The organism is Desulfoferrobacter suflitae (assembly GCF_022603395.1).
Lineage (GTDB): Bacteria > Desulfobacterota > Syntrophobacteria > Syntrophobacterales > Syntrophobacteraceae > Desulfoferrobacter > Desulfoferrobacter suflitae.
Genome location: NZ_JAIBKA010000008.1, coordinates 124,322 through 150,638, shown reverse-complemented (window position 1 = coordinate 150,638; position 26,317 = coordinate 124,322). Strand labels below are relative to the sequence as shown.

Below are 26,317 nucleotides of genomic sequence, written 5' to 3'. Positions count from 1 at the left end.
TGGATGAAGGGTGGATTACCGGTTGTCGGATCGATCCTCACGATCGTGGCTGCGGGCTGCATGCTGGCGGCTTTGGCGGGCTGCATGGTGGGCCCCGATTTTCACAGTCCTAAAGTGGATGTTCCCCGGCAATGGAGCGGGGCTCCCCAGCAAGGGGTGACCAGCGCTTCTTCCGAGGTCATCGGCTGGTGGACTGTGTTCGGCGATCCCCAGCTCGATTCCCTGATTGATCGTGCGGTCAGCGCGAACCTCGACTTGAAGGGCGCTGCAGCCCGCATCCGCGAAGCGCGCGCACTGCGCGGCGTGGTGGCCTCCGATCTGGCGCCGGGCGTCAACGTTTCCGGCAGCTATTCACGGGTGCGGCGCAGCGGCACAGCCACACCCGTTGCGCGGGATGGGGAAACGGCCGAGTTCGGAGGGGGCTCCGAACAGGATCTGTTCGAAACAGGCTTTGACGCCGGCTGGGAAATCGACGTCTTCGGGCGCATCCGCAGGCGCGTGCAAGCGGCCGATGCGGACCTCGCGGCAGCCCGGTGGAATCGGCGTGACGTACTGGTGGTCCTGCTCTCCGAGGTGGCCCGAAATTACCTCGAGCTGCGCGGCACCCAGAGACGAATTGCGATCCTGAAGGAAAATATAGACTTGCAGCGCAAGAGCCTCGACCTCACCCGGGGACGTCTCGAGGCCGGGCTGGGCAACAAGCTCGACGTGGCCCAGGCGGAAGCCCTGCTGACCACGACCGAATCCCAGGTGCCGGCCCTGGAATCGTCCGCCCGGCAGGCCATGCATCGCATCGGGGTGCTGTTGGGGCGCCCGCCCGAGGCGCTGCTGACGGAATTGTCCGAGGACAAACCGATTCCTCCGGTGCCCCCCGAGGTGCCCATCGGACTGCCTTCGGAGCTGTTGCGCAGGCGGCCCGACATCCGCCGCGCCGAGATGGAACTGGCGGCTGCCACTGCGCGCATTGGAGCGGCTACGGCGGATCTTTTCCCGAGTTTTTCCCTGACCGGATTTCTCGGTCTGCAGAGTGCCGACATTCAAGACCTGGTGCAAAGCGGCAGCCTGCTCTGGGACGTCGGACCGACGGTGAGCTGGCCGGTATTTGACGCCGGGCGGATTCGCGCCAACATCGAAGTGCAGAACGCTCGCCAGGAGCAGGCCCTGGCTTCCTATGAGCAGGCGGTGCTGACCTCGCTGGAGGATGTTGAGAATGCGCTCGTTGCCTATGCCAAGGAAAAACAGACGCGCAAATCGCTGATGGCCGCCGTGGATGCCAACCGACGTGCGGCTGACATCTCCAGTGCGCTGTATGCCGAGGGCTTGGTGGATTTTTTGAATGTCCTGGTGAGTCAGAGGGCCCTTTCCCAGTCCGAAGACGAGCTGGTGGCAAGCGATCAGCGCGTGTCGACCAATCTGGTGGCGTTGTTCAAGGCCCTTGGCGGAGGATGGCAATTGCCCCGGTAGCGACAACGAGACCCCTCGCCTTCCTCTCCCCCGCATGCGGCTTTTCAGGAAGAAAAGAAGATTTTCCATGCAGCCGTTGCGGCTGCGGTTGTGACCACCTCGGGCACAATGTGCTGTTGAAGCACTGGTTGCCTGGGCAAAATTAGCTTAGAATGGGAGATGATGGGCAGCTGGTTTTAGCGGGGAGCAGGTAGTAAGGAACATGTTTCACATGAAATCAATCGAGCATTCGTCGAGGAAATGGCGCATCGGCCGGAAGCCGGCCGCCGCGCTGTTGTTCGTTTTAGCGGCGGCGCTGAGCGCTTGTTCCAACGATGCCGACAGCAAGGCCAAAGTCCAGGATGCGCGCAGGCACGTGGCGATGCCCGTGAGCGTGGCCGAAGCGGTGCAAAGAACGGTACCGGTGCAGCTGCGTGCCATAGGCAGCGTGCAGTCTTTCGCCAAGGTGGTGGTGCAAGCTCAGGTGGCCGGGGAAATCACCGGTGTGCACTTCCAGGAGGGACAGCGGGTCAGGCAGGGCGATCTTCTGTTCACGCTGGATGCTGCCCCGTTTGAAGCCGAACTGAAGCTGGCTCGGGCGAATCTCGCCAGAGACCGGGCGCAGCTGGAAAACGCGCGCAAACAATTGGAGCGCTACACGTCGGTGGTCAAAAAGGGCTACGTTTCGGCTGAAGAATACGACAAGGTGCGCACCAGCGTGAAAGCCCTCGAGGCCACGCTGCGCGCCGACGAGGCGGCGGTGGAGAAAGCCGCGATCGAGCTCGAGTATTGCGCCATCCGCTCCCCCATCGACGGGTATACGGGGGAAGTCAAAGTGGATGTGGGCAACATCATGAAGGCCAACGACAATGACAAGCCCATGGTGGTGATCCGCCAGACCAGCCCCATCTATACGATTTTTACCGTGCCCGAGCGCTATCTGCCGGAAATCAAAAGGCACATGAGTGTCAAGCCGCTGCAGGTGGAAGCGGTCATCCCGGGGCAGCAGGAGCGGCAATTTGTCGGCCGGCTGACCTTTATCGACAATTCGGTCGATACGACAACGGGCACCATTCAGCTCAAGGCCACCTTTGCCAATGAAGACAATGCGCTGTGGCCGGGCCAGTTCGTCTATGTGGCGTTGATCCTGGGCGAGCAGCCAAACGCCGTCATTATCCCTTCGCGGGCCGTGCAAATGGGGCAGGAAGGGAGCTATGTCTATGTGGTCAAGGCCGATCAGACTGTGGAGCTCAGGCAGGTGAAACTGGGTTTTACGGTGGGGGACGAGGTGGTGGTCGAGGGGGGTGTTAAAGCCGCCGACAAGGTGGTGACCGACGGGCAATTGCGTCTGTTCCCGGGGGCCCTGGTCAAGGTTGTGGAAGGCTCGCAACAACCCGGCAGGGAAGCCAGACCATGAATATTGCAGCCGTCTTCATTCGGCGCCCGGTGACGACCACCCTGCTGATGCTGGCCATCCTGGTTTTCGGCATGATGGGATACCGTCTGCTGCCGGTGAGTGAATTGCCCAACGTGGATTTTCCAACCATCCAGGTGTCCGCCAGTCTGCCCGGATCCAGCCCCGAAAACATGGCTTCCTCCGTCGCCACCCCATTGGAAAAAGAATTCTCGACCATCGCCGGCCTCGACTCCATGACCTCGACCAGCGCTATCGGCAGCACCCGGATCACCCTGCAATTCGCCATGGAGCGCAGCATCGACGCCGCCGCTCAAGATGTTCAGACGGCCATAGCCAAGGCCCAGCGGCTGCTGCCTGTGGATATGCCGAATCCCCCCAGCTACCGTAAGGTGAATCCCGCCGACCAGCCGGTCCTTTATCTGGCGTTGAGCTCGCCCATCCTTCCCCTGTCGCGCGTCGACGAATATGCCCAGACTCTGATGGCGCAGCGCATCTCCATGATCAGCGGGGTGGCCCAGGTGATGGTCTACGGATCGCAAAAATATGCCGTGCGCATCCAGGTCAATCCCAACGCCCTTGCCAATATGGGCATCGGCATGGATGAAATCGAAAACGCCATCGATAAAGCCAATGTCAATCTTCCCACGGGAACCCTGTATGGCAAGTACCATGCCTATACCGTGGAAGCCAGCGGGCAGCTCTTCAATGCCGCCGCCTATCGACCACTGATTGTCGCGTACCGCAACGGATCGCCGGTTCGATTGCAGGAGCTGGGCCGGGTCCTGGACAGTGTGGAGAACAACAAGCGCATCAGCTGGTACAACAACACGCAGGCAATCGTCCTTGCGATTCAGCGGCAGCCGGGCACCAACACGGTGCAGGTGGTGGATGCCATCAAGGAATTGCTGCCCACTTTCCGCGCCCAGATACCCGGATCGGTCGATCTCAATATCCTCTACGACCGTTCCATTTCGATTCGCGAATCCATTGAGGACGTGAAGTTCACCCTTTATCTGGCCATCGGTTTGGTCGTGCTGGTCATTTTCTTGTTCCTGCGCAACCTGTCGGCCACCCTCATTGCCAGTCTCGCTCTGCCCATGTCCATCATCGGGACGTTCGCCGTCATGTACCTGCTGGATTACAGCCTGGACAACCTCTCCTTGATGGCGCTGACCCTGTGCGTGGGCTTTGTGGTGGATGATGCCATCGTGATGCTGGAAAACATCGTGCGCCACATGGAGATGGGCAAGGGCAGGCTGCAGGCGGCCTTCGAGGGGTCCAGGGAAATCGGCTTCACGATTCTGTCCATGACTCTGTCATTGGCCGCGGTCTTCATTCCGCTGCTGTTTATGGGGGGAATCCTGGGCAGGCTGCTGCACGAGTTTGGTGTGACCATCGCTGTGGCCATCCTCATTTCGGGTTTTGTTTCCCTGAGTCTCACGCCCATGCTCTGCAGCCGCTTCATAAAGCCGCCTGGATCCGATCAGCATGGCCGCATCTATGCTTTTTCCGAACGTTTCTTCGAGGGCATGCTGAACGTCTACGACGTCAGCCTCAAGTGGGTTTTGCATCATCGCCGCCTGACACTGGCGGTTTCACTCGGGCTGCTGGCGGCGACGGTGTACCTCTTTGTCGTCATTCCCAAGGATTTTATCCCAAGCCAGGACACCGGACAGCTGTTCGGGTTCACCCAGGCGGCCGAAGGCACCTCGTTCGAATCCATGGTGGCCTACCAGAAGCAGGTTTCCGAGGTGATTGCCGATGACCCCAATGTGGAGGCGTTCATGTCGGTGGCGGGAGCGACCGGCATGAGCTCCACCGGCAATACCGGATTTTTGTCCATGCGGCTCAAGCCTCGTCGGGAGCGGGAACTATCGGCCGATCAGGTGATCCAGAGCTTGCGCGGGAAGCTTGCCGACATTCCCGGAATCAATGTCTATCTGCAAAATCCTCCTGCCATTCGCATTGGCGGCAGAAGCACCAAGGCCCTCTACCAATTTACCGTGCAGGGGCCGGACGTGGAGGAGCTTTACTACTACGCTCCCCTTTTGGAAGAGGAGCTCAAGCAACTGCCCGGTTTGCAGGATGTGACCACGGATTTGCAGATCAGCAGTCCGCAGATCATGGTGCAAATCGACCGGGACAAGGCCCAGACTCTGGGCATCACCGCCCGGCAGATCGAGAACACCCTGTACAATGCGTACGGGTCGCGGCAGGTTTCAACCATCTATACGCCGACCAATCAGTATGCCGTGATTTTGGAAGTGGAACCGCAGTATCAGCTGGATCCAGCTTCGCTGTCCATGCTGCATGTGCGCTCGGCCGGAGGTTTGATGGCGCCTCTCGAATCCTTTGTAAAACTGGAGCGCAGCATCGGTCCGCTGACCGTCAACCACACCGGTCAGCTTCCGTCGGTGACCATCTCGTTTAACCTGCAACCGGGGGTTGCCCTGAGCCAGGCGGTGAGCAGCATCGAGAAGGCGGTGCGCGACCTCAACCTGCCGGCCGCGGTGACCACCAGTTTTCAGGGCACGGCGGAACAATTCAAGTCGTCCATGCGGGGTTTGTGGCTGCTGCTGGTTATGGCCATTCTGGTCATCTACATTGTGCTGGGGATTTTGTACGAGAGCTTCATACACCCGCTCACCATTCTGTCCGGCCTGCCGGCAGCGGGCGTTGGCGCATTGCTCACGCTCATCGTCTTTAAGACGGATTTGAGCATTTATGCTTTTGTGGGTGTCATCATGCTGATCGGAATCGTCAAGAAGAATGCCATCATGATGATCGATTTTGCTCTGCAGGCTCAAAGGGACGGTGACAAGAGCCCTCTGGAAGCCATTTATCAAGGGTGTATTTTGCGCTTCCGACCCATCATGATGACCACTATGGCCGCCCTCATGGGAACACTGCCGATCGCTCTGGGCATCGGCGCGGGGGCCGAAGCGCGCCGTCCTCTGGGGCTCGCGGTAGTGGGCGGCCTGGTGGTTTCGCAGTTGCTCACCCTCTACATTACGCCGGTCATCTATGTGTATATGGAGGGTCTGTACGCACGGCTGACGGGAATTCGAACGGCACGGGTGTGGGCGGGGATCAGGCATTAGCGATTATCATTTATTTGAACAGTATGGCTGCCGGCTGTTTCGGACCTCGGCTTGCCGGGTGTGCAATTTTGGTCCGGCCTTTGTCGGAAGGGGACGCGAATAGGACTGTACCCAGAGAGTTGAACCGCTAACGTCAGGGAAACAATTATGAGCAACAGTGAGCTGGACCAATTGATGGTCTGGATTGAGAGCAGGTATGCGGTGGATGTGGTGCCGCTCAAGATCGGTGACAAGGTGCTCAAGATTCTTCAGATCAAAGAATTTGAGGATTATCTGGAGCAGCTCATTGACGTCAAGGCCACCGGCATGATGGATTTGCCCTACTGGGCCAAGCTGTGGGATTCGAGCTTCCTGCTGGCCTATTTTCTCGGCAGGCAGCAGGCGGTGCTGGGTCGGAGGATGCTGGAGATCGGGGCGGGATTGGGCGTGGTCGGTGTCTACGCCGCTCTGTGCGGCCACCGCGTGACCATTACCGACATCAACGAGGACGCCTTGCGCTTTGCGCGCGCCAATGTGCTGCTCAATGACGCCAGGAACGCCGAGGTGCGCAGGCTGGATTGGACCGATGCGAGCTTTTCCGAAGTTTTCGATGTCATTGTGGGGTCCGAAGTGGTGTACGACCGGGAATCGTACCCGGCTCTGGTGCAATTCCTGCGCAGAACGCTGGCTCCCGGTGGGATAATTTTTCTCGCCAAAAACGCCACCTTGCAAACCCCGAAGTTTTTTGCCGAACTGACCCGGTATTTCGAATTCAAGCAGACCACACAAACCATTCATTCGGACGGCGAGAGTCAGCAGATCATGCTCTACGCCATCCGCTCGAAGGAAGCCGGAACGGCCAGCTGACAGCGTTGTGCGGCAGGGCCGGCGTGCTGCTGTGAGATGACATGAACGTGCCTCCTCCCCAACCTCTATCCGTCAACACCCCCGCAGGTTCCCTGGCGGGTTTGCTGCATCTGCCGGAACGTATTCCCGCGCCGGCGGTTGTCTGCTGCCACGGCATGTTGAGCTCCAAAGACAGCCGAAAGTTCGCATACATCGGCGAGCAGCTGGTGCAACGGGGAGTCGCCGTGCTGCGTTTTGATTTTTCCGGCTGCGGCCAAAGCCGCATTCAGCCGGTCGACAGTTTGCTCTCGTCCCGTCTGCGCGATCTGCATGCCGTGCTCGAATACGTGCAGCGGCAGATGTGGAGCGATGGCAGGATGGGACTTGTGGGCTCCAGCCTGGGCGGCTATTTGTCACTGCTGGCCCTGGCTGCGCGCCGTTATGCGCTGGATGCGGTGGTGTGCTGGGCCACTCCCTTTGATCTATCCGGAATTGAGGCGGCCATGGAAGCATCATCGCAGCTGGGAGCCTTTTTCCCGGCCGGTTTCGGCCTCGGTGCGCCGGTCAACCTGGCGGATCTCGAACTGATCCAGGGAGTCCTGCTCATTCATGGCGAACAGGATGAGACGGTGCCCTGGACCGATGCGCTGCACATTTACCAACGGGCGGAGGAGCCCAAGAGGTTATTCCTGGTCAGGGAGGCGGAGCACCGGTTTTTGCAGCCTTCGTGCCGTATGATCGCTCTCAAGGCGAGCATCGACTGGTTGCGGGAACGAGGGCTGATCGTGTTGTGACGTTTCCCTTTCCAGGCCCGCCAGACGGCGGATGGATTGCTCCACCTGGCCCATCAGTTGAGCGAGGGTCTTGTTGCTGAATTGCGAGGCGTCGACGGCCTCCCCGATATGAACTTCGGCGTGCTCTCCCAGGAGAAAATCCAGGGTCTTGGGAGGCAGCACATTGAAGGCCCCGCGGATTCCCACAGGAACGATGGTGGCCCCGGTTCTCACGGCGAGCACGAATCCGCCTTTCTTGAACGGTCCGAGCTTTCCCGTGGTCGAGCGTGTGCCTTCGGGGGCAACCCAGAGGATGATGCCGCTTTCCATTTTCTTTTGAGCTTCCTTGAGATCCTGTATCGCCTGCCGTCGATTGTTCCGGTCAATGGAGATGAATTCGGCGCGCTTCATGCCCAGACCCCATATGGGAACATCAAACAGCTCTTTTTTGGTGAGCATGCGGATGCTGCCCGGCATGGTGGCGAAAATGAGAGGGATATCGCACAGACTGCTGTGGTTACTCATGATGATGTACGGCTTGCCCGGTTGGAAGCGCACCTGGTGCGGGTTTTGGACCGCGTAGGAAAGGCGCAGATTGTTGAGGAGCCTGGTCGACCACCAGCGCAGCCGTCGGTCGCAGGCCTGCCGGGTTTCGCTTCGGCGGTGCACTTTGTAGATCACTTCCAGCGAAATCCACAGGGTGAGAGCCAGGGTTTTAAAAATAATCATAAAGCGCTGCAGTCTATTTGCTTTCATGGCAATCCTGTGTTCTGTTATGCACGATACGGGTTGCGGATGGCGGGTCTCCCCGCCTGATTTCCTGTGCGAACGACGGGCCAGGTATCGGCTGCAACGAAGATCCGTTGTCAGCACCATTTTACAACGGGAAATCTAGCACAATTGTATGCCGACTAACAATATTTGCATGCAACGGCGGCCGCATTGTAATGTCAAAGGGGAAGCGATGAAAAGCGCAGTTTGTGCGGATGTCAAGTGGGAAATCGTGATCGCCGATGAAAGCCATATCGAGCCTGCCGCTGCGAGCCTGAGCGGACACATGGACGACGGGCAGCGCCGCAGGTTTCGTGACAAGCTGAGCCGCTATGTTTACAAAACCGATCGGGACCTTGCCCTTGCCCTGCAAGGCAGTCGAATTTTGGGTTTTTATACCGTGATCGACTATGACGACCTGCCTCCCGAAGTGCCTGCGGCGGTCAGCAACCGGCTGCATGACTACGCCTGCGGCACCGGCTTTCTGGTGCACCCGGATTATCGCCGGCAAGGCATTGGTATGAGCCTTCACCAACGGGTGGAGCGCTGGGCCGGGGAGCGGGGCAAACCCGGTTTTTGGTTGAGCACGCGGCGCCAGGCGGAGTGGTTTCGCAAACACTTTGCCTTTGATGAAGTCGCGCGAGTCGTGGTCAAAGGCATTGAAAGAAGAATCATGGCAAAAGGTTTCGCTGCCGTTGCATAGCGGCATTTCCCGCAGCAAGCGCTGTTTTTCAAGGACAGAGAGTTTCTCCGTTGAGAGAGCTTGATTTAGCGAGGGCGTCACAATATTTTTGTTTTGTCGTCGCTTTGTTTGTGGCGCAAGGGTGTGTTTGCGTTCCGCAAAAGGAATTGGTTATGGTACGAGCAGTTCGAGCCGGACAGATCGGTTCACATGATCGAGCCGCCAACAGTTGTGAGGTTGTTCATTCAACGGAAAGAAAGGAGGCCTTTTCCAAATCTCAGTTGGACTCATCCTCCATCGTCCTTTTGAACTGGAACATACTCAAGGGCGACAGGAGCTCGTGGAAGCGGGATTATCGGCAGATTTCGGCCAACATGGATCTGGTTCTGATTCAGGAAGCGTATCTCACAGAAACGGTATTGAACGGGTTGAATTCCGAGCGCCGGGGGTGGGTCTTTTCACCGAGCTTCATCTATATGGCCAACCAGGTTCCAAGCGGCGTTCTTACTGCGTCCTTTGCACGTCCCCAGTACTGTCGTGCACTGCGAGCTACAGAGCCGATCATTCGAGTCCCCAAGAGCTCGCTTGTCACCAAGTACCGCCTGTCCAACTGCTGCGAAATGCTGCTGGTGGCCAATGTCCATGCCATCAATTTTGCTCTGGGGACGGGATCGTTCAGATCCCAGGCACGTGAGCTCAAAAAGGAGCTCCAGAATCATACCGGCCCTCTTATCCTGGCGGGGGATTTCAACACCTGGAGTATGAGAAGGGTCAATTCGCTGGCCGAGGTGACCGAGGAACTGGGTCTTCGCTCGGTGCCCTTCAAAACAGATCTGCGCAAGAAAGTATTCAAGAAACCGGTCGATCACATCTTTTTCAGGGGATTGGACCTGGTCAAGGCGAGGGTGATTCGAGTCAAATCGTCAGACCACAATCCGATGGTGGTGGAATTCAAAGTCAGCGGCAATTACCTTGCCGGATCATCCCGGACGCGCCACTGAAAAACTCTATATGCGGCCCTCTTCGACGGCATGGCAGGCCGTCATGGTCTGTTCATCGACCTGCCGCAGTCGCGGTATTTCTTTGACGCAGCGGCCATCGGCGTAGCGGCAGCGGCCGTGGAAGACGCAGCCGGAAGGCAATTGGATGGGAGTGGGCACGTCCCCCTTGAGCCTTTCATGGCGAAAGCCTTGTTCACCCAGGCGCGGGATGGCCGAGAGCAGCGCCTGCGTGTAGGGATGCCGCGGAGATTGGAATACCGTGCCGGCCCTGGCCAGCTCGCACACGGTACCAAGGTACATCACGGCCACGCGGCTGGAGATGTGCTTCACCACGGACAAGTCATGACTGATGAACATGTATGTCAAACCCCGCTCCTGCTGCAAGTCCATCATGAGATTGAGGATCTGAGCCTGGATCGAGACATCCAGGGCCGCTATGGGTTCATCGGCCACGATGAATTCAGGGTCCACGGCCAGAGCTCGGGCAATGGAGATGCGCTGCCGCTGACCGCCCGAGAATTCGTGTGGATAGCGATCTCTCCAATCCGGATCGACACCCACCTGCAGCATGATTGCCGCCACCGCTTCCTGGATTTCGTCGCGGCGCAGAGTGCCGCGCAGAAAACGGATGGGCTCCTCCAGGATCTGACGCACACTCATGCGCGGATTGAGGGATGCGTAAGGGTCTTGAAAAACCATCTGCATACGGGTGCGGTAGGTCTTCATGTCGCTGGAGCTCAAGTTGTCGATGCGTTGGCCGCGGTACAGCACCTGTCCGGAGTCGGGCGGGTAGAGGCGCATAACGGTCCGTGCCAGGGTTGATTTGCCGCATCCGGACTCACCCACCACACTGAGCGTTTCCCCCTGTTCAATGTCAAGGCTCACATCATTGACGGCGCGAACGACGGTTTTCCGGCGCACCAGGCGGCCTCCGGAAAATTTCAGCTGGTCCAGCCAACCTCCCGAGATATCGAAGTGTTTGACAACATTTTGAATGCTGATCAAGGTTTTCCGGGGCATGTCCAATCCCGCTCAATTGAGCAGATGGCAGGCAGCCAGACAGCCCGCCTGCTTGGGTTCGAGTGGCGGCTGCACCGTGCGGCAGACCTCTTCGCACAGCGCACACCGGGTGTTGAACGGGCAGCCCGCTGGAATTCGACTGGGTCCGGGCATAACACCGGGAATTTGTTTGAGGCGGCCGCCCGCTGGAACGTTTTGCGGCAGCGCAGCCAGCAGACCCTGGGTGTAGGGGTGCTGGGGGTTCCGGATGATTTGTCCGGTTGCCCCGGTCTCGACAATGGTTCCGGCATACATGACGGCGATGCGTTCGGTAACCTGCGACACCACCGCCAGGTCGTGAGTGATCAGGATGAGGCCCGTTTTTTCGGTGTCGCACAGGTGCAGCAGCAGTTCCAGAATGTCCGCCTGGATGGTCACATCGAGGGCGGTCGTCGGTTCATCGGCGATGATCAGCGCCGGCGAAGTGAGCAGGGCGATGGCGATGACGATGCGCTGGCGCATGCCGCCGGAAAATTCATGCGGGTACTGTTCGAGCCGCTTTTGGGGGGACGATATGGATACCCTGTTGATGCGATCCAGCGCAATTTCCGTTGCCTCCCGGCGGGATATCGGTTTATGCGCCAACAGGGTTTCCACCATCTGGGTGCCGATGGTCAAAACCGGGTTCAGGGTCATCATGGGATCCTGGAAGATCATGCTGATGCGATTGCCGCGGATGCGACGCATCTCTTCCTCAGACATTTGCGTCAACTCGCGCCCTTCGAAACGAATGGAGCCGTGGGTGATACGTCCCGGCTTGCTGATCAGATTCAAAATGCCGAAGCCGGTGACGGACTTGCCCGCTCCCGATTCACCCACCAGTCCAAGCCGCTCTCCCTTAGCCAAATCGAAGCTCACCCGGTTGACGGCGGTAAGCGCCCCCTGCCTGAGCTGGAAGCGGATGATAAGATCCTTCACCGATAACAGGTTGTCCCTGTCCGCCACGTTTACTCCTTGTACAGCTTGGGATTGAGAAAGTCCCGCAGCCAGTCGCCGAGCAGGTTGACCGAAAGGATGAGCAACACCAGGGCCAGGCCGGGAAACAGCGTGATCCACCAGGAGCCGCTGAAAATATAGTCGAACCCGGCTTTGATGAGGGACCCCAGGGAGGGGCGGGTAACGGGCATACCGAGCCCGATGAAGGACAGAGCCGCTTCGCTCATGATGGCGTTGGCCACCTGAACGGTGGAAATGACCAGCACCGAGGTCAGCGTGTTGGGAAGAATATGCCGCCACATGATGCGCCCGGGTCTCAGGCCGATGACGCGCGCGGCCTCGACATATTCCTTTTTCTTCTCCGCCATAACCGAGGCTCGAACCGTGCGGGCGTATTGCGGCCATTCAGCGAACCCGATGATGAAAATCAACAGGGGAATGGCAAATTCCTCATACATTCCCATGCCGAATGCGGCCTGGAAGAGGGCGCCGAAAAAGATGGCCACCATATAGGTTGAAAAGGAAAGCTGAACGTCCGCCAGACGCATGAGGAAGGCGTCCAGCCGTTTGCCTTTATAACCCGCCACCAGACCGATGAGAATGCCCATCACAGCCTGCAGAAAAACCGCTCCCAAACCGATGATGATGGACACCCGCATGCCGTAAAGCATGGTGGAAAGCATGTCCCGCCCCTGCGAGTCGGTGCCCAGAAGAAACCGGCTGTCGCTTTTTTCCAGCCAGATGGGGGGAAGTTCCGAATCGAGGATGTCAATGGTGGTCGTGTCGTAGGGGTTGTGAGGCGCAATGAGGGGGGCGCCGAAACTGGCAATGACCAGCAGCAGCAGGATGAAAAGACTGCCCACCGCCAGCGGATCGCGCAGGAAGCTGTGGAGGAAGTAGGATTGTTGCATCTTGCGCCAGGTGTTCACGCCTACTTCCTCCCGGAAATGCGGACCATGGGATTCACCAGCCCGTAGATGAGATCCACCAGGGTGTTGACCAGCACGAAGATGAATCCGACGAACACCAGATAGGCCACCATGAGGGACGTATCGGCTCTTTCCACGGATTCGATGAACATGGCCCCCATCCCTTTCCACTGAAAGACGGTCTCTGTGAGGATGGTGAAGGCGATGAGGGTGCCGAGCTGCACGCCGCCGACGGTTATGACCGGCAGCAAGGTGTTCTTAAAAGCATGCACAAAGAGAATGCGGGAGGATTTGAGTCCTTTGGCGCGGGCATACTTGATGTATTCGGTTTCGAGGACTTCCTTCATTTCGGCGCGGATGAGACGAATGAACAGGGGCAGCATGATGGAGGACAGGGCGATGCTTGGAAGAATCAGGTGCTTGAGCCCGTCGACGGTGAGATAGCCGGTTTGCCAGCCGGAAAAAATCTCTACCGTTTCCCCGCGACCATAGGAGGGCAGCCACCCCAGTCCTACGGAAAAGACGTAAATGAGCAGAATGGCCGTGAGGAAAACCGGGATGGAGACTCCCACGATGCTTGCCCCCATGAAAAATCGCGCCAGCCAGGTGGTCGGTTTGACCGCGGCATAGATACCGATGGGGATGGAGAGCAGAATCACCAGGACGGAAGTGGAAAAAACCAGTTCCAGGGTGGCCGGCGCTTTGCTCAAAATGACCTGCAACGCCGGGCGCTTGAAGTAAAACGAGTTGCCAAGGTCGCCCTGGAGAGCCTTGCCCACGAAGCGCAGCCACTGAACGGGGAAGGGATCGTTGAGCCCCAATTTTTCCTTGAGGGCTTCCCGTTCCTGGGCTGAAACCGAAATGCCTGTGATTTCGCGGATTGGGTCCCCCACGGACTGCTTGATGGCAAATCCGATGAGGCTGATGATCAGCATGACGACCATGGCCTGGGCGGTGCGCTTGATGATGAATGCAAACATATGGCTATCGACAATGCTTTCGTTGCCGCAGGGGGCACGGAACGGCGGCCGGGTTGTGGGCAAAAAGTCCTGGAGTACAAAAGCGGCCCAAAAGCGGGGCAGCTCTTGAGCCACAGGATACCGCACGGAGCCGGTGCCGGCTGTGACCGCCGGCGCCGGTCCGTGGTCGGTTGATGCGTTAATCCATGTTGAGATCACCAAAGTAGGGAAAATTCATGACGTTGACGATCTTGTCGGCATTCCTGAGCTTGTCGCTGCCGGCCCAGGAGAGCATCTGCCAGTGGAGGGGAACAAACGCGGCGTCCGCGTACAGAATGCGCTCCACCTCCTGCAGCATGGTGGCTCGCTTGGCGCGGTCCGTTTCGCTCTGGGAAGCCAGGGTCAACTCATCCACTTTAGGATTGCAGTAGTTGCCACTATTGTACTGGCCGTAGCCGGTTTCCTTGTTGGGGCACATGTACAGGAACTCGAAGAAATTGGCGGAGTCCTCGGTATCCGAGTGCCAGCCGATCATCTGGATATCGGCGACCTGGGCATCGAACTCATCCCAGTATTGCGCTTTGGGCATGGTCTTGAGCTCCACCTTGATGTTGATCTTGGAAAGCATGGAGGCCACCGCTTCAGCGATCTTTTCATCGTTCACATAACGGTTGTTCGGGGCGATCATGCTGACCACGAAGCCCTGTTCGTGACCGGCTTCCTTCATGAGCTGGCGGGCCTTTTCGAGGTCGAACCTGGGGGACAAATCCGCGACGTAGCCCACGTAGCCCGGGGGTGAATTCTGGGCGGCAACAGTGGCACGGCCTTTCATGATTTTGTCAACAATGCCGGTGTTGTTCACGGCGTAGACGATGGCCTGGCGTACCTTTGCATCTTTGAATTCGGGGCGCCGCTTCTGGTTGAGCTGAAAGGTGATGACGCGCGTACCGGGCATGGTGATGAGCTGAATGCCCCGGCTGTTCTCGATGCGATCAAAATCCTGCGGCGGCACCGGCATAATGAAATCGACGTCCCCGGCAAGCAGGGCGGCTACCCGGGTGGCGTCCTCACTGATGGGCGTGAGGATGATGGTGTCCACATTGCCCCGGTTCTTGTCCCAGTATTCCGGGAACGCCTTCAGCACCCATTTTTGGCCCGGTTCGCGGGATTCGACGTAATACGGCCCGGTACCCGATTCATGTTCGTTGGCGAAGGAATATTCTGTTTTTACAATGGCATCCTTGTCCAGGCCCTTGTCATCCTTGCCGGAATAGAACTGGGAATCCATCGGGAAGATATAGGTGCACATGTTCAGGGTGAGGCCGTACGGCTTTTTGGTCTTAAGGTCGATAGTGTGGTCATCGACGATCACCGGTTCTGCAAAGGGTTCAAAGAGCCCCTTGAAATCCTGGCTCTTCTTGAGCCTTGCCAGAGTCCAGGCGACGTCTTTGGCGGTGAAGGGGTTGCCCGAGTGAAACCTGACATCCTTGCGCAGGTGAAACCGGACGGTGAGAGGATCGAGGCGTTCCCATTTCTCCGCCAGTCGAGGTTCGAACTGCACGTCCTGAGTCCACCGAATGAGGGGGTCATAGACCATGTGCGAGTACTGCAGCATTCCACCGGATAACTGGACATGCGGATCCAGGGAAACCGGGTCGGCGTCCATGGCCAATCGCAAGGTTGCCGCCCGGGCCAACCCCGAACCGGCAAGAATGACAATCGACAAAATGACAACTAAACGCTTCATACGCAATCCCTCCTTGTTAGGTCAAGAGCTTATTTCGTTATCATGCGCATACTCCCTCTTCCCCTGCGGGGCACACACCCCGTCCGTCCGCGGGGGGAAGGAACCCAATACCTTGAAATCGTTCGGGTTGAGGCACTGCGCCCCACCCACGGAGTCACGTGTGCCTGACGATCAGCCCTCGAGGGAGAAGCATCTCCCACTCTCAGGCCTGCCGCCAGGTCACTACGCCGCCGATGGCAACAGGGCGGCGGTCAATCAGGCCGGCTCCCGAACGAACTCGACCATAGCAGAAAATGGGATAGGATGGTAGGCATTTCGTGCCACCGAGGCACACCCTGCCCACCGGCAAAGCCTCTTATCCAAAGGGGTCTCTTAAGGCAGGGAATCCATCATTCATCCAGCATACGCGGGCAGCATATCTCCTTCCATTCCGTCAGCCTTCCATCCACGCACACCCGGCACTCGTCTCCCTGACAGAGCTCAGCCCCGTCCGCCAATTCACGCCCCTCAAACACGCACGCGTCTCTTTCCAACGTTTCCATATGGTTCTCCTTCTGTGTTACTATGCCTCGGCAGAACGTTTTCCATACTATTGAATAATCATTACCGGGAACCATTGCACGGTACGAGAGGGAAATGACTCGATGCATAACATAGAGGCTCTGGGTTTCGACCTATTCAATACCCTGATCACCGTCCGCCCCGATGCTCTCGATGCCGCTCTCACGCGGTTGACCGACAGCCTCGAGGGGAACGGCGTGTCGCTGGACTGTGAGGTGTTTCGCCGCGATCATCGGCAGGCGGCGCTGCGCTTCATTGGGGAGACGCGCAGGGACGGCAGGGAAACGCACAACCGTTTTTGGATCAGTGCGGCGCTGCAGCAACAGGGCTACAGCATCGGACCGGATGAGGGAACCATTGCTGAAGCCGTGGAAGCCTATTTTTCCGCCTTCCTGGACTATTCGACATTGATCCCCGGCACCGCGGAAATGCTCGCGAACCTCAAGGCAAAATATCCTCTGGGGTTGCTCTCCAACTTCACCCATGCACCGGCGGCGAGGCGCATATTGGAAGTGCTCGGTTTGATGGATTTTTTCGAGGTGATCCTGATATCCGGCGCCATAGGCTATCGCAAGCCGCATCCAGTGGTCTTCGGCATGCTCGCGCACGAGCTGCGCCGCGGTTGCGCGCAAATTGCCTACGTCGGCGATGATCCCGAACCGGATGTGGAGGGAGCTCTCCGGTCGGGAATGCGGCCCATCTGGATGACTTATGTGCGCGATAGGAAAATTCCGTTTGCCCCGGGAGTCGCTTCCGAGCAGTTGCAGGATGTGGATGATCGGGTCCCGAGAATATCGTCCTGGCCCGAACTGCTCGCCCTGCTGAAGGGCTGAGGGTGGAGGCGGAAGCGACGGTCCAAGGTCATCGGCGGAGAGCGTGACCGGCGTTCTCGCACGAGCTGCTAGTCCCGGGAGCGGCAGTCGGCTTCGCCCGGCAATTGTGTGACGACTTTCGGCGCTGCGGCGGCTGCAGTCCGGTTGAACATGAGGTAAAAAAACAGGATGGCGCTGAGGTTCACGCCGGCGACCGCGAAAAAACTGTTTTTGAAGCCAATCCTTTCGATGATGATGCCCATCACCAGTGAGCTGAGCATCATGCCGAAATAGATGCAGCTGTTATAGCCGCCCATGGCGAGGCCTCGCGCATCGGCCGGCACCACCTCCGAAATGAGCGCTCCGACTGCCGTGAAGGCTACCCCCATGCTGATTCCCAGCCCGGCGGCGAACACCATGAAGGTGACGAGGCTGTGTGCCAGGCCGAAGCCGAACATGCAAAGAGCAAAGCCCAGCAGCCCCACGATCACCAGGTTGCTGCGGCGGGCGACTTTGTCGCTCAGTTGTCCGAAAGGGATGCGTGAAAGGGCGTTGCACACGGCCTGAGTGGCAAAGATGATACCGATGCCGCTGATGCTCACACCGTGCCCTTGGGCATGGAGGGGAATAAAAGTGACAAACATCCCGAGACCGAAGCAACCGCCCAGGGTCACCATCCAGCAGGCAAGCAGAGGGGTGTTTTTGAGAAATTCTTTGGCCACCACCCGGGTGTTGCGTTTAGGCGGTCTGTTGATCAGTACGTGGCGAGCGCGCGGAAGATAGCACAGCACCAGCCAGAACAGTGCAAAGATCAGGACGCCCGACACCAGGAAAACGCTGAGGAATCCGAACCGCTGTGCCGTCATGCCTCCAACGGCAGGCCCCAGACTCATGCCTCCGTAAATGGCCAGGGTATACCAGCCATAGGAGCGTCCCAGATGGGTGAGGGGAGAGAAGTCGGCAACAAACGACATCATGGTGGGAGCGAATGCGGCCAGCCCCATGCCGAACAACACATAAATCCACATCAACTGCTGCGCGCTGCTGCTGAAGTAGAGCATCACGGAGGTCAGGGCAGAGATCAATAATCCGCACAGAATGAGCAATTTACGTCCCAGACGGTCGGACAGGATGCCCAGGGGAAGAGAGAGCAGGCCCGCCGTGAACAGGAACGAGGAGTTGATCATGCCCACTTCAGCAGTGTTGGCACCGAACGATTTAGCAAACAAAGGAACTACGGGAATGCGCATATACGAGCCGAGATAGCAGGTGAACGTCACGCCACAGCAAATGAAAAGCAGGGCCTTGTAGGAATGCGTGGGGTTGCCCGGGTCCGGATCCATGGGCCATCATCCTTGGTCAAATGAGGTGTTATGCGATTTGCGTTGCAGCGTCGCAGGGGTGTTCCGTTACCCTTCAATCGCCTCGCTTGAGGTTTTAGCGGCCCTTTCTATTTCCCGGTTGACCCTATCCAGGGTGTCCCAGACGGCTTTTGCGGGAGCGGCCAGGTGCCATTCTTCCGGCCTGGTTGTGTGGGCTTCTGCTGCCCCGATGAAGCGGTAGAAGTGCACGGCGCAGCCCCGATATTCTTCATTGTCGCCGTTCCAGCGCACGAAATTTCCCGGGAAGATGCCGGCAATCTTCCAGCCGCCCTTGATGCACCAGTACTGGGTTATATCGTGCCAGGTTTCGCAAAAGGTGGTCAGATATTCAGCACCGGAATTGTAGGCGATTTTGCGCGTCATTCGTCTGAGCTCGTCGGTCAGCTTGCTCTGGCGATAGTCCGGATGAGTGGCGGCAAAGGTGTATTCCACTTGCAGATTCTTGGTAAATTTGGTCAAGAGGGTCGCCGAGACCACCTGGTTCGTTGCCAGCTCCTCCACCACCGTCATGCAGTAGACGCGCCTGAGCGAATCCTCATCCCAGTTATCCTCGAGGGCCACGCACCCTTCATAACGTTCGGGATCGAGCAGGAATTCATGCGGTGATCCGTATATTTCGGGATAGGCGATGCGCCACAGGGCCGCGGCCGAATCGATCAGTTGCCGGCGCAGCGGCCTCACTTGAAAACGGCCCTCCGCAAAGGGTTGCGATACAAAGCGCGGCCATACGACGCGCTTTTCAGAAACCGCTCGGGTGCGGCAGGTGCGCCTCATCTTCTTATAGGGTTTTGATCCTTGCATATTGATCGTCATTCCGGTCGCCTCCCTTGTTCAGGTGGAATGAGCTGCGATATATGATCGAAACAGCCGGGAACCGGACCTTACTCGCGCGGGCCTTCCCAGCGGCGAAACAGGCTGTGAGGAATGCGGAAGCAGTCGAGCACCTTGCCCACTGTTTGCCGAATGATGTCGTCGATGGTTGCGGGAAAATGATAGAAGGCGGGAACTGGAGGAAGAATTACTGCGCCAAGCGAGGCGGCGGCCAGCATCAGTTGCAGGTGACCTTTGTGCAGGGGCGTCTCACGCACTACCAGCACCAGAGTGCGCCTCTCTTTGAGAGTGACATCGGCTGCTCGAATCAACAGGTTTTCATTGTACGAATTGGCTATGGCGGAAAGGGATTTGATGGTGCACGGGATGACCGCCATGCCTGCAGTGAGGAAGGAGCCGCTGGCAATAGGGGCGGCCAGATCGGTTTCCGCGTGCACGTGATCGGCAAGGGACTCCACTTCCTGCAAAGAGACGTTGGTTTCAAGAGTAAAATTTCGGCGTGCCGCCGCGCTGATCACCACATGGCTTTCGTAGCCCAGCCGGCGCAAAGCACGCAGCATTTCCAGCCCATAGATCACGCCACTGGCGCCGGAGATTCCCACCACAATCCGCCTCGAAGAGTCATTCACGGATCTTTCCTGCGCTTTCCTGTTGCACAATGCTGTCCATCAATGCATAAACATTTGTGACGATCTGGTGGATTCCCGAGGGCTCCAGATGGTCCCAATGAATTCCCGCGACCACCACAACCTTGGCATCCAAAGCTGCCGCCAGGCGTTCTGAGACTTTCTTGGCAAGCTCGTCCTCCTTGTGTCCCACATAGCAAAATACCGAGGCGGACGCCGACAGCCGCTCGGGATCGGCCAAGCTTGGCCTCGACTGGGCCATGGCTACGGCGCCGATATGGGCTGCGCCTCCCCAGATGGCGACGAGATAGTCGTTGCCCAGGCGCTGCAGGAGGGCGCAGATACGGAAGCCGCCTTGTTCTGTCTCAAAGTAACGGGGTTCCAGACTCATGACCGTTTGCCCGACCGTTTCAGGGTGTTCTTATCGCCGCTTGTTTGAGGTAAACACTATATGAGATAGCATCCCGGGTTACAAGTATAAAGCCAGCAATTGTCAGCCAGAGTTAAGTGCAGATCCGACAGGGTTGGTGGCTGCGCGTTTTTTTGCGCCGTAACCCACCACAGGCCGTGACTGCAGATGAACCCTGATCCCCAGTGGGTACAGCGTTTATCCGCGTGCATCTGCGGCAAAGAAAGGCCGGTTTTCATAGCCGTTGGGTGCGGACGGTTGTGACGACCGGGCACAGAATTGTTGAAAAATGGTCAAACTCTGCTAGGATGCTGGGAACCTGTCCGGGAATTGGGCTTGTGTCCTTTTCGGTCATAGCGGTGGGCGCCGGCTTCCAGAATCATGTGCTCCTCTGGATTCCCGCCTCCCCGGCGGTGTTTCGCCGAAATGACCAGGGATGCACTCTGGCTCTCTTCCCGAACATCCTCCTGGGCCAAAGGGAAAAACCATAAAATAAGGAGATTTCAGCATGAAGAAGACCGCCTTACTCGGGATTTTGTGTCTGCTTGTCGTGTTCCCATGGATCAACGCAGGCGCCGCCAACCGGCCGATGCCCGATGACGTCGCCGAGCGCCTGGTGGATCTCGGAAGCTGCATCGATTTTCTGGAGAAGACCGACAAGCTGGTACGAGTCAAAAGCGAAGTCGATCCCAAGTACGAGCTGGCAGGGATTGCCAAAATGTACGAGGGCAAAAAGTGCCTGCTGTTCGAACAGGTAAAGGGGAGCGACTACCCGGTCTTCATCGGTTTGCTGTGGAATCGCAATACCATCGGGGACCTTTTCGCGGTGCCCAAGGAAGAAGTTCCCTTCGTGATCGCCGGGGCCATCGGACCCTGGAAAAAGAATAAGGACCAGTATCCATCTCCCATACTGGACAAGGGACCGGCCAATGAAGTGGTGGAACAGGAAGTGGACCTCTATAAACTGCCGGTTCCCATTCATGCTCTGAAGGATGGAGGCCCCTATTTCGATTCATCCGTGGTGGTCGTGAAAAACCCGGAGACGGGCATACCCAATATATCGATTCATCGCATGATGGTCACCGGCAAAGACCGGCTCACCTTCTTGATCGATCCCGGCCGTCACCTGGGTGAGTACCTCGAGATCATGGAAAAACGCAATGAGCCCTTGCAGGTGACCATCAATAACGGTGTGGGCCTGGCCCCCTGGATTGTTTCCGCGATTCCGCGTCAGGGAGACGGAAAACATGGGATTGCCAGCCATATCCTGGGCCGTCCCGTGCGCTTGATGAAGGCCCAGACGGTGGACGTGCCGGCGTTTGCCGATGCCCAGTTCGTGATCGAGGCGGAAATCCTGCCCAATGTGCGCGAACCCGAAGGTCCCTTTGCCGAGGTCACCGGCTACTACGCCCACAGAGACAATCGCTGGGTGATGCAGGTCAAGGCCATTACCCATCGCAAAGACCCCGTTTTCCACACGCTGCTGTCAGGGCAGGAAGTCTGGAACGCGGTGGGCTTCACCGCCGAAGCAAAAATTTTTGCTACAGTCAAAGAGAGCGTACCGCAGTTGCAGCGCGTCTATCTCAGCCCCGGCGGATGCGGTTTTTACGGCGCGGTGGTGCAGGTGGAAAAAGACGGGCCGGAGGTGGGAAGGAAAGCCATCGAGCAGACCTTCGCCGCTTTCCCGCCGCTGCAGCGTGTGGTTGCCGTCGATACGGATGTGAACCTGTACGATCCCATCGATGTCAACTGGGCCATCACCACCCGCTTCAATCCTGACTCCGACCTGATGATCATGAAAAATCAGCCCGGTCACATCCTCAATCCGATGGTTCAGATCAACCCGGACGGGAAGGGCGGAACAGTGACCAAGATGGGTATGGACGCCACCGCTCCCTATCCGCGCACGGACAAATTTGAGCGGGTGAAATTCATCGAGGTGGACTTGAACAAGTATCAGATGGAGTGAGGGTAGGGGCTGTTCAGCCAATGGCGGCAGCGGCCATACAACTCCACGGCATCCACAAGACTTATCCGGGCAGAGGGGCAGTCCCGCCGGTGCATGCCCTGCGTGGAATCGATCTGGAGGTTGATTCCGGTGCGGTGTTTTGCATTCTTGGCCCCAACGGCGCCGGCAAGACGACGCTCATTGCAATCCTTGCCGGCCTGCTCTACCACGATGAGGGCAGGGGATACGTCTGCGGTTTCGAAATATCCAGGAATCGCCGCAGAATTCGCGAAGTGGTCAACTTTGCCAGCGGCCATTCCAATCTTCCCGATAATTTCACCGTGGACGAAACCCTGAACTATTTCGGTATGCTCTACGGCCTGGCCAAAAGCAAACGTAGCAGGCAAACGGAACGCCTGACGGAATTCTTCGAGCTTGGTGCGTATCGCAAAATCCCCTTCAACCAATTGTCGACCGGATTGAAGCAGCGCCTGGCCCTTGCCAAATCCCTCATCAATGATCCGCGCATGCTGTTTCTGGATGAGCCTACAGTCGGTCTGGATCCCAAGGTGTCCCGGTTGATCCGGGAACGTTTGAAAGAGCTCAACAGGACGCGGCAGACCACCCTCATTCTGACCACCCACCAGATGGACGAAGCCGAGCAGATGAGCGACCGCATCGGGTTTCTCAGGGACGGCCGCTTCATTCGCATCGCCTCGGCCGCACAGCTCAAGCGGAGCGTCCGGTTGCAGGAACGGATTACCATCCGGGGACGCAATCTGGGAATGGCGGTGGATCGGCTGCAGGGGATCGCGGGCGTGTCCTGCACTCTCCTCAGCGACCGGCAGATGAATTGCCAGGTTGATTCCCGTGAACAGCGACTGCATTCCATCCTGCAGTCGCTCCTGCAGGCGGGTGCCTGGATCGAGGACATCAGCATCGCTCAAGCCACTTTGGGGGACGTCTTTGTCAAACTTGCAGAGCCATCTGATTCGGATTAATGCATTCTTTTTCAAAATCTGGCTGATAACCAAAAAGAGGGTGTTTCACCTCTTCGAGATTCTTTTCTGGCCGGCCATAGGGCTCGTGTCGGTCGGCCTGCTCACCCGTTTTCTGCACCTCGACGGCGATATGGTGGCGTTCGTTCTGATTGGGGTCATCGCTTTGAGTATCGTGCAGATCGGGCAGTTGGACATTTCCTATGTCATTTTATACAGCATTTGGAACAAGAGCCTGAAGCAGGAGTTGGCTGCGCCGGTGAGCATGTTTCATCTGATCGCGGGTTCCTGGTGTATGGGGCTCATTCATGCTCTGCTGGTCCTGTTCCTTCTGTCGGCGTTCAGTGCCTATGCTTTTGGCTTTCGCCTCCTGCAGCAGGGGATTATACCGATCATTCACTTTTTCTGCGGGCTGCTGCTCACCTCAGCTGCCGTCGGGATTTTTGTTTGCGCCCTGGCGTTCCGATTCGGCGGGCGGGCTCACGTGGGCGCCAATTCCATCGTGAGTGTCATGATCCTGCTGAGCGGCATCTATTATCCGGTAGAGGTTCTTCCGCGCCCCTTGCAGATGGTTTCCGCCATCCTTCCCGTTACCTACTTTCTGGAGTATTTTCGATCTTTCTACGGCTTTTCCGCCGGCGCCACCGGCCATCCGCTGGTGCTGGGCTATGTGCTGGCGATTCTGTACGTGACAGCAGCCGCCGGTGCGCTGCTCGTTGCGGTGCATGATTCTAAAAAATCCGGCATCCTGCTGAAAATGTCCGAATAGGCATCGATGAAAATCAGCAAACGATTGAAGAAAAGTGCCCGAGAAGCGGCGCTTGTAGTCCTCATGCTGACCGACCTGGTGTGCTGGCGCAGCGGGTTGCTCTTCTGGGCGGTCGTTTTGTACTTCCTGGTGGATTATCTGGGTTACCGGCGTGAAGCGTCGCTTAATTTCAAGCACTCCCAGACCATTCGCAAGAGCATGACGCTGGCGGATATCCGGGCCATTGAAGAAGAATACACGCGCCGGAGCGATTTCGACACCTTCGAGAAACGGGCCGCGATTCGTCCGCCGCTGGACAGGCACTTTTACCTGGGGCGCTATCGACGGGTGCAGCAGATGCTCGATCGGTATGCCGCCGGAGCCGGCAGAATCCTTGATCTCGGCTGCGGATTCGGCATCCATACGCTCTATATTCTGCGCCATCTGCACATTCCTGTGGTGGGGCTGGAGCTCAACCCGATGAAGATGATGCAGGCCGTCCGGGCGTTTCAACTGCAGCCCGGGTCGGCGGATCTCGAGTGGGTGTGCGGCGACGCGGCTCGGCCGCCGTTCAAGAAGGCCGGCTTCGACTGTATCCTGTGCACGGAGGTGCTCGAACATCTGCTGGAACCTGCGGCCGGGCTTGCCGCCTGTCGCGATCTGCTGCGCACAGGTGGGCTGCTGTTGCTCACAACCCCGAGCAGCCATAACCTGGACTACAGCAACAATCCCTTCAGAGTTGCGGAAAAGATCCTCAGTCTCGCCTGGGACGGGGTGCTGCCGCCATACCACAACCTGCACGCGCAATTTGAATTCAACTGGAAAAAGCCCGAACCGGCCTATGGGATTCACTATCATTTCTCGCGACAACAGCTGGCGCGCCTGCTGCGCCGCAATGGTTTTGAGACGGTCTGGTGGGGGAGTTACGAAGTCGAAGTGCTGCCGTTTCTGGTGGTCGAGCTGCTGGCGCGAGGCAATGTGGACGTTATCGCGCGCCGGGTCGACCCTTTGGAGCGCCTGGCGGAAAAAATTCCCCTGCTCGCTCGTCTGGGCCAGCACCTGCTGTGGGTCGCCAGGAAAACCGGCTGACGAGCTTTTGGAAAGCACTCGACCGGGCAGGGGCAGAGCCTCCCCCCCCTCAGGTTAGCCGGGTGTCACCGCCGCTCCAGAGGGTGCCGCGGATATAGAGTTGCTCGGGAGGACACAGGCTGTCCATCAGGCAGTGCGGATTGCCCCGGGCTACAATGAAGGTGGCGGGCATGCCCTTTTTGATCACGCCCAATTCGTCATCGAGGCCGAGCAGTCGGGCGGCATCCCAGGTGGCGGCGCGGATGGACCATTCCAGAGAATAGCCCGCGGTCATCAGCAGCTTGATTTCTTCACTCAGGGCCTGGCCGTGGTTAATTCCCAGGCCGCCCGCATCGGTTCCCAGCGCAATGGGAACCTGCAGCGTTCTTGCCGCCGCCATTTGTTCCAGCTGATGATCCAGGTTTTTTCTGGCGACGTCTGCCCGGGAGCTTCCGTTGTCCGGAAGATCAGCGTAAACCTTCATGCTGTAGGCGGTAGGAACCCAATAGACCTGGCGATCGGCCATCCACTGGAGATTGTCCGGACCCATAAAATAGCCGTGCTCGATGGAATGACAGCCCGCTTGCAGCGCCTGCCGCACCGGTTTTTTCCCGTTGGCGTGCACCATGGTCCTGAGGCCCTTGTTGCGCGCTGTTCGGACAGCCGCAGTGAGCTCCCCTGCGTGGAACTGGGGCGGAGTCTCCTTGCCGAAGTGAGTGAGACTGTTTACTCCCGAATTGGCAATTTTGACGTGGTCGGCCTGGATGTTCTGCTCGGCAATGGCTTCGGCCAGACTCTTTCCATCCTGCGGCGGGCGCCCTATGAGCCGGCCGTAGCGACCGCGGGAACGCCACCCTTTGCCCGCTGCCAGAAGGTGTATGGGGAGTTGATCCTGTGCCAGTTTCTGGTGTTTGTAGCGAAGTGCATGAGCCGCATAATCGCCGCCGTCGCGAATGGCGACAACGCCGTATGTCAAATGATCCATGAGATGAGAGCGGATCATTTTCCCCGCCATGTCAAAATCGAAGTTCAACTGTTTCCTGCGCAGTTCCTCGGCGGTGGTTCCCGACATGCACAGGTGCACGTGGGCATCCAGCAGGGCCGGCAGCACTGTGGCGTGCGAGCAATTGACAAGATCGGGTGCGTACATGTCTGCCTGCCGTGCCCGTCTGACCGAGTGAATCAGGCCCTGCTCGACTCGAATGAACATGTTTTCCCGCAGCGGTTGCCCTGTTCCGTCAATCAGCCATCCGGCAAATAGCGAAAACGATTCAATCATGTTTGTTTGGGT

24 protein-coding genes are annotated in these 26,317 nt (G+C 58.1%); 12 read left to right on the top strand and 12 right to left on the bottom strand.

Annotation, left to right across the window (positions count from 1 at the left end):
• Positions 1-3: 3 nt before the first annotated feature.
• From K1V27_RS14985 to K1V27_RS14965, 5 genes are all read left to right on the top strand, one after another.
• Positions 4-1,464 (top strand): efflux transporter outer membrane subunit, encoded by a 1,461-nt coding sequence (locus K1V27_RS14985; protein WP_258930856.1) that lies wholly within the window; start codon positions 4-6, stop codon positions 1,462-1,464.
• Positions 1,465-1,675: 211 nt separating this feature from the next.
• Positions 1,676-2,860, top strand: coding sequence for an efflux RND transporter periplasmic adaptor subunit (locus K1V27_RS14980; RefSeq protein ID WP_258930855.1), 1,185 nt, complete (start codon positions 1,676-1,678; stop codon positions 2,858-2,860).
• Complete coding sequence (locus K1V27_RS14975) at positions 2,857-5,961, top strand: efflux RND transporter permease subunit (RefSeq protein WP_258930854.1); 3,105 nt, start codon at positions 2,857-2,859, stop codon at positions 5,959-5,961. The genes K1V27_RS14980 and K1V27_RS14975 overlap by 4 nt, the downstream gene beginning before the upstream one ends.
• A gap of 147 nt (positions 5,962-6,108) precedes the next feature.
• Positions 6,109-6,807, top strand: coding sequence for a class I SAM-dependent methyltransferase (locus K1V27_RS14970; protein ID WP_258930853.1), 699 nt, complete (start codon positions 6,109-6,111; stop codon positions 6,805-6,807).
• A 41-nt stretch (positions 6,808-6,848) separates the two neighbouring features.
• The gene (locus K1V27_RS14965; protein ID WP_258930852.1) at positions 6,849-7,580 is read left to right on the top strand and encodes an alpha/beta hydrolase family protein; all 732 of its coding nucleotides are present in this window, start codon (positions 6,849-6,851) and stop codon (positions 7,578-7,580) included.
• On the opposite strand, the gene K1V27_RS14960 is transcribed toward K1V27_RS14965, so the two are convergent.
• Positions 7,470-8,315 (bottom strand): lysophospholipid acyltransferase family protein, encoded by an 846-nt coding sequence (locus K1V27_RS14960; protein ID WP_258930851.1) that lies wholly within the window; start codon positions 8,313-8,315, stop codon positions 7,470-7,472. The genes K1V27_RS14965 and K1V27_RS14960 overlap by 111 nt on opposite strands.
• A gap of 208 nt (positions 8,316-8,523) precedes the next feature.
• Here K1V27_RS14960 and K1V27_RS14955 point away from each other — a divergent pair, with 208 nt between their 5' ends.
• Positions 8,524-9,033 (top strand): GNAT family N-acetyltransferase, encoded by a 510-nt coding sequence (locus K1V27_RS14955; protein WP_258930850.1) that lies wholly within the window; start codon positions 8,524-8,526, stop codon positions 9,031-9,033.
• A 110-nt stretch (positions 9,034-9,143) separates the two neighbouring features.
• Positions 9,144-10,013 (top strand): endonuclease/exonuclease/phosphatase family protein, encoded by an 870-nt coding sequence (locus K1V27_RS14950; RefSeq protein ID WP_258930972.1) that lies wholly within the window; start codon positions 9,144-9,146, stop codon positions 10,011-10,013.
• A 6-nt stretch (positions 10,014-10,019) separates the two neighbouring features.
• Here K1V27_RS14950 and K1V27_RS14945 read toward each other — a convergent pair whose 3' ends face one another.
• From K1V27_RS14945 to K1V27_RS14920, 6 genes are all read right to left on the bottom strand, one after another.
• Complete coding sequence (locus tag K1V27_RS14945; protein ID WP_258930849.1) at positions 10,020-11,033, bottom strand: ABC transporter ATP-binding protein; 1,014 nt, start codon at positions 11,031-11,033, stop codon at positions 10,020-10,022.
• Positions 11,034-11,045: 12 nt separating this feature from the next.
• Positions 11,046-12,017: an ABC transporter ATP-binding protein gene (locus tag K1V27_RS14940; protein ID WP_258930848.1), complete on the bottom strand. Its 972-nt coding sequence runs from the start codon at positions 12,015-12,017 to the stop codon at positions 11,046-11,048.
• Positions 12,018-12,019: 2 nt separating this feature from the next.
• Positions 12,020-12,919 carry an ABC transporter permease gene (locus K1V27_RS14935; RefSeq protein ID WP_353740588.1) on the bottom strand — a complete coding sequence of 300 codons (900 nt, stop codon included), beginning with the start codon at positions 12,917-12,919 and terminating at the stop codon, positions 12,020-12,022.
• A 20-nt stretch (positions 12,920-12,939) separates the two neighbouring features.
• Positions 12,940-13,917, bottom strand: a complete 978-nt coding sequence (locus K1V27_RS14930) for an ABC transporter permease (RefSeq protein ID WP_353740587.1) — start codon at positions 13,915-13,917, stop codon at positions 12,940-12,942.
• A gap of 178 nt (positions 13,918-14,095) precedes the next feature.
• Positions 14,096-15,643, bottom strand: a complete 1,548-nt coding sequence (locus K1V27_RS14925) for an ABC transporter substrate-binding protein (protein WP_258930845.1) — start codon at positions 15,641-15,643, stop codon at positions 14,096-14,098.
• A 389-nt stretch (positions 15,644-16,032) separates the two neighbouring features.
• Positions 16,033-16,185 (bottom strand): hypothetical protein, encoded by a 153-nt coding sequence (locus K1V27_RS14920; protein WP_258930844.1) that lies wholly within the window; start codon positions 16,183-16,185, stop codon positions 16,033-16,035.
• 102 nt (positions 16,186-16,287) lie between these two features.
• Between K1V27_RS14920 and K1V27_RS14915 the strand changes: the two genes are divergently transcribed.
• Positions 16,288-17,037: an HAD family hydrolase gene (locus K1V27_RS14915; RefSeq protein WP_258930843.1), complete on the top strand. Its 750-nt coding sequence runs from the start codon at positions 16,288-16,290 to the stop codon at positions 17,035-17,037.
• A 68-nt stretch (positions 17,038-17,105) separates the two neighbouring features.
• Here the strand turns inward: K1V27_RS14915 and K1V27_RS14910 are convergent, their stop codons facing one another.
• The 4 genes from K1V27_RS14910 to lpdD form a co-directional block, all read right to left on the bottom strand.
• Entirely contained in the window at positions 17,106-18,359 is a 1,254-nt protein-coding gene (locus K1V27_RS14910) for an MFS transporter (protein WP_258930842.1), read from the bottom strand.
• A gap of 66 nt (positions 18,360-18,425) precedes the next feature.
• Positions 18,426-19,211 carry a hypothetical protein gene (locus K1V27_RS14905; protein ID WP_258930841.1) on the bottom strand — a complete coding sequence of 262 codons (786 nt, stop codon included), beginning with the start codon at positions 19,209-19,211 and terminating at the stop codon, positions 18,426-18,428.
• Positions 19,212-19,279: 68 nt separating this feature from the next.
• The gene (locus K1V27_RS14900; RefSeq protein ID WP_258930840.1) at positions 19,280-19,858 is read right to left on the bottom strand and encodes a UbiX family flavin prenyltransferase; all 579 of its coding nucleotides are present in this window, start codon (positions 19,856-19,858) and stop codon (positions 19,280-19,282) included.
• Complete coding sequence (gene lpdD, locus K1V27_RS14895) at positions 19,851-20,246, bottom strand: prenylated flavin chaperone LpdD (protein ID WP_258930839.1); 396 nt, start codon at positions 20,244-20,246, stop codon at positions 19,851-19,853. Before lpdD ends, K1V27_RS14900 begins: the two co-directional genes overlap by 8 nt.
• Positions 20,247-20,772: 526 nt before the next feature.
• On the opposite strand from lpdD, the gene K1V27_RS14890 reads away from it, so the two are divergent.
• The 4 genes from K1V27_RS14890 to K1V27_RS14875 are packed head-to-tail and all read left to right on the top strand — an operon-like array spanning position 20,773 to position 25,047.
• Positions 20,773-22,233 carry a UbiD family decarboxylase gene (locus tag K1V27_RS14890; protein ID WP_258930838.1) on the top strand — a complete coding sequence of 487 codons (1,461 nt, stop codon included), beginning with the start codon at positions 20,773-20,775 and terminating at the stop codon, positions 22,231-22,233.
• 20 nt (positions 22,234-22,253) lie between these two features.
• Positions 22,254-23,213, top strand: coding sequence for an ABC transporter ATP-binding protein (locus K1V27_RS14885; protein ID WP_258930837.1), 960 nt, complete (start codon positions 22,254-22,256; stop codon positions 23,211-23,213).
• On the top strand, positions 23,179-23,979 hold the full coding sequence (locus K1V27_RS14880; RefSeq protein WP_258930836.1) for an ABC transporter permease: 801 nt from the start codon (positions 23,179-23,181) through the stop codon (positions 23,977-23,979). The genes K1V27_RS14885 and K1V27_RS14880 overlap by 35 nt, the downstream gene beginning before the upstream one ends.
• A gap of 6 nt (positions 23,980-23,985) precedes the next feature.
• Positions 23,986-25,047: a class I SAM-dependent methyltransferase gene (locus K1V27_RS14875; protein ID WP_258930835.1), complete on the top strand. Its 1,062-nt coding sequence runs from the start codon at positions 23,986-23,988 to the stop codon at positions 25,045-25,047.
• 49 nt (positions 25,048-25,096) lie between these two features.
• Here K1V27_RS14875 and K1V27_RS14870 read toward each other — a convergent pair whose 3' ends face one another.
• Positions 25,097-26,305, bottom strand: a complete 1,209-nt coding sequence (locus K1V27_RS14870) for an amidohydrolase family protein (RefSeq protein WP_258930834.1) — start codon at positions 26,303-26,305, stop codon at positions 25,097-25,099.
• Positions 26,306-26,317 lie beyond the last annotated feature (12 nt).